Source organism: Acidimicrobiia bacterium (genome assembly GCA_035948415.1).
In the GTDB taxonomy this organism is placed as follows: Bacteria; Actinomycetota; Acidimicrobiia; order IMCC26256; family PALSA-555; genus PALSA-555.
Map to the genome: position 1 here is coordinate 1 of DASZJD010000008.1, position 3389 is coordinate 3389.

General features: G+C 73.9%; 5 protein-coding genes. 3 read left to right on the forward strand and 2 right to left on the reverse strand.

What is annotated here, in order from left to right; all coding sequences use genetic code 11:
- Together VG869_00960 and VG869_00965 are read right to left on the reverse strand one after the other, a co-directional pair.
- On the reverse strand, positions 1-215 hold a 215-nt coding region (locus tag VG869_00960), incomplete at its 3' end, for a nuclear transport factor 2 family protein (GenBank protein ID HEV3449749.1).
- The gene (locus tag VG869_00965) at positions 212-1306 is read right to left on the reverse strand and encodes an amidohydrolase family protein (GenBank protein ID HEV3449750.1); all 1095 of its coding nucleotides are present in this window, start codon (positions 1304-1306) and stop codon (positions 212-214) included. The genes VG869_00960 and VG869_00965, both read right to left, overlap by 4 nt.
- 103 nt (positions 1307-1409) lie before the next feature.
- On the opposite strand from VG869_00965, the gene VG869_00970 reads away from it, so the two are divergent.
- The 3 genes from VG869_00970 to VG869_00980 all read left to right on the forward strand — a co-directional run.
- Complete coding sequence (locus VG869_00970; GenBank protein HEV3449751.1) at positions 1410-1568, forward strand: hypothetical protein; 159 nt, start codon at positions 1410-1412, stop codon at positions 1566-1568.
- 62 nt (positions 1569-1630) lie between these two features.
- On the forward strand, positions 1631-2464 hold the full coding sequence (locus tag VG869_00975) for an SDR family oxidoreductase (GenBank protein ID HEV3449752.1): 834 nt from the start codon (positions 1631-1633) through the stop codon (positions 2462-2464).
- 82 nt (positions 2465-2546) lie between these two features.
- The coding region (locus VG869_00980; GenBank protein HEV3449753.1) for an NADP-dependent oxidoreductase at positions 2547-3389 on the forward strand (843 nt) is incomplete at its 3' end.

Genomic DNA, 3389 nt, shown 5'->3' on the forward strand with positions numbered 1-3389 from the left:
TTGCCGTCGACGAGGAACGGCCCCGGGCTCGGTCGCAGGTCCTCGATCTGGAAGGCGTTCTCGCGGTAGAAGTCGCCGATCGCCTGCGGCCCGGCATAGGTGCCGGTGGCGGTGACGAGCTCGCCGTCGTCGGCGAAGCAGGCCTGGACGGCGTCGGCGTCGTGGGCAGTGATGGCGGCGAAGTAGGCGCGGGCGACGGCGGCCGGGTCGCTCACGGGAGCCCGTAGAAGTCCGCCGCGTTGCCGCCGAGGATCCGGGCCTGCACCGGCTCGGGGAGCGGCTCGATCACCTGCCGCAGCTCCTTGACGGCGCCCGGGAAGGTGGCGTCGTGGTGCGGGTAGTCCGAGCCCCACAGGATCCGCTCCTCCCCGACGAACGGCGCCAGCGCCGGAAGCGTGGGCTCGTCGACCTCGAAGCTCACCCAGCACTGGCGCGCGAAGTACTCGCTCGGCCGGAGCCGCAGCTCCGGGCAGAAGCCGCCGAACCCGTGCACCTGCTCGTCGAGCCGATACAGCCAGTACGGCGCCCAGCCTCCGCCCGCCTCGAGGAAGGCGAAGCGCAGGTCGGGGTGGCGCTCCATCACGCCGAACACGATCAGCTGGGCGCAGGCGAGCATCTGCTCGAAGGCGTGCGACACCGCGTGCAGCAGCAGCGGGTTGAAGGGTCGGTCCATCCCCAGGGTCTGGATCGTGTTCGAAGAGCCCTCGTGGACCCCGATGGCGACCCCGAGCTCCTCGGCGGCCGCCCACACCGGCTCGTACCCGGGGTGCGAGATCGCCCGCCCGAGGCACGGGTTCGGCCGCACGAACGCGGCCGGGAACCCGAGCTCACCGTGGGCGCGCCGCAGCTCCGCCGCCGCCGCCGGCGGGTCCTGGAGCGGCAGCATGGCCGCCCCGTACAGCCGGCGCCGGTCGGCCTCGCAGTAGCCGGCGAGCCAGTCGTTGTACGCCCGGGCCAGGGCCACCGCGGTCGGCGGGTCCTCTACGGCCCAGAAGTTCAACCCCAGCGACGGGTAGAGCACCGCCGCGTCGATGCCCTCGCCGTCCATGTCGGCGAGGCGCACGATGGGATCGAAGCCGCCGGGCTGGGCCTCGTCGTAGGTCCGCGAGTGCTCGAGGTCCTCCATCCGCGACCCGGGGGAGCCGAGGAAGCCGAGGGAGACGGTCACGATCTCCTGCCCGCCGACCGTGACGTGGTCGAGGCCAACCGCGTCCCGCGCCGAGTGCAGGCGCTGGTCGAGCGGGAGCGCGGCGAAGGCCGACAGGGGCTCCAGGACGTGCCCGTCAGCGTCGATGACTCGGCCCATGGGTCCGCATGCTGCGACCGCCGGCCCGACGGGTCAAGCCGGCCGACCGCTGCCGGCGGAACCCGCGGCCTCGCCCCGGCGTTGTAGGAGGGGAGGAGAAGAGATGGGGAACGAAGGAACTGCGCACCTGCACGAGCGCCGGCAGCGCCTCACCGGGCGGCTGCGGCGGCTGGTCCGCGGCCTGGTCTGGCAGCTGCCCGAGCGGGCCTACCCGAGCGAGCACCCCTGGAGCCGACACCACGGCGGGACGCCGGTCGGCTGACCGGCGGTCGGTCACGCCGGCGCGCCGGGCCGGTGCCCTAGGTTCGACCCGAGGGAGGAACCATGGGCGATCGGCTCGCCGGGCGGGTCGCGATCATCACGGGCGCCGGCATGGGCATCGGGCGCGGCATCGCCCGCCGCTACGCGCGCGAGGGATGCCGCGTCGTCGTCGCCGAGGTCCAGGCCGAGCACGGACGGCGGGCCGCGGCGGACATCGTCGAGCAGCTCGGCGGCCAGGCTCGCTTCGCCGAGGTCGACGTGGGCCACCAGCGCGACGTGCGGCAGATGGTGGCCGACACCGTGGCGACCGAGGGACGCATCGACATCCTCGTGAACAACGCCCAGGGGTACACGCCCCTCGTCCCGCTCGAGGAGAAGACCGACGACATGATGGCCCGCTCCTTGGACACCGGGCTGTGGGCGACGTTCTGGTCGATGCAGGCGGCCTTCCCCCACATGCGCGAGAAGCGGTTCGGTCGCATCATCAACTTCTGCTCGCTGAACGGTGTGACCGGGGCCTGGTACTCGGTGGACTACAACGCGGCCAAGGAGGGCATCCGCGGGCTCACGCGGAGCGCGGCACGCGAGTGGGGTCAGCACAACATCACCGTGAACGCGATCGCGCCCGGAGCCGCCTCCGAGGGCTACCGGGCCTGGGCCGATCGGAACCCCGAGCAGGCGCGCGCGGCCGAGTCGACGGTCCCGCTGCGACGCGTCGGCGATCCCGAGGAGGACCTCGGCGGCGTCGCCCTCTTCTTCGCCAGCGACGACGGCGCGTACATCACCGGCCATACCCTCTTCGCCGACGGTGGTGCGCACATGGGGGCGGGTTGGCAGCCGCCACGGTCGACGACACCCGATGGCCTCGGCCACTTCGTCGCTGACGGGACGTCATGATGCGCCGCGATCGCCGCGGGCAGACGCCGACGGCCGCGGTGCTCCGGAATAGCCGCGCACGGCCGTCGGTTCTCTGACCATCGTGCACGCGATCACCGTCTCCGAGTTCGGACCGCCCTCGGTGTTGACGCCCGCCGAGCTCCCCACCCCGCAGCCCGGTCCCGGGCAGTTCCTCGTCGAGGTGACGGGGGCCGGCGTCGGTCCGTGGGACGCCAAGATCCGACAGGGGCAGTTCGGAGCGCGGACCTTCCCCTACGTGCCTGGCGCCGAGCTGTCGGGCCTCATCGTCGGCGTCGGTGAGGGCGCAGGCCCGTTCGCGTCCGGAGCGGCGGTGTTCGGCCAGCCCGGCATGACCGGCGCGTACGCCGAGTACGCCGTCGTCGACGCGGACGCGGTGGCAGCCGCGCCGACCGGGCTCGACCTGGCCGCGGCCGGCGGGATGCCGGTGGGCGCGGTGACCGCGCTCGAGGGCATCGACGACCACCTCCGACTCGGGCCCGGCGAGACCGTCCTCGTCGCCGGCGCCGCGGGTGGCGTCGGCAGCTTCGTGGTCCAGATCGCCCGCGCTCGCGGCGCACGCGTCGTCGCCACCGCGAGCCCCGCCAACCACCAGTACCTCGCCGGCCTCGGCGCCGACCGCGTCCTCGACTACCACGGCGACTGGGTGTCGGAGGCCGCCGGTGTCGACGCCGCCTTCGACTGCGTCGGCGGCGCGACTTGGACCGGGTGCGTCGAGGCCGTCCGCGCCGGTGGTCGGGCCGTGACCATCGCGGCGTCGCCCGACCAGGCTCGTCGCGACGACGTCACCGTCAGCGGCTCCTCGAACACGGTCACCCGCGCCCGGCTCGAGGACGCCGCCGGCCTGGTGGCGAGCGGGCAGGTCCGGGTCGAGGTCAGCGCCCGGCTGCCGCTCGACGAGGCGGCC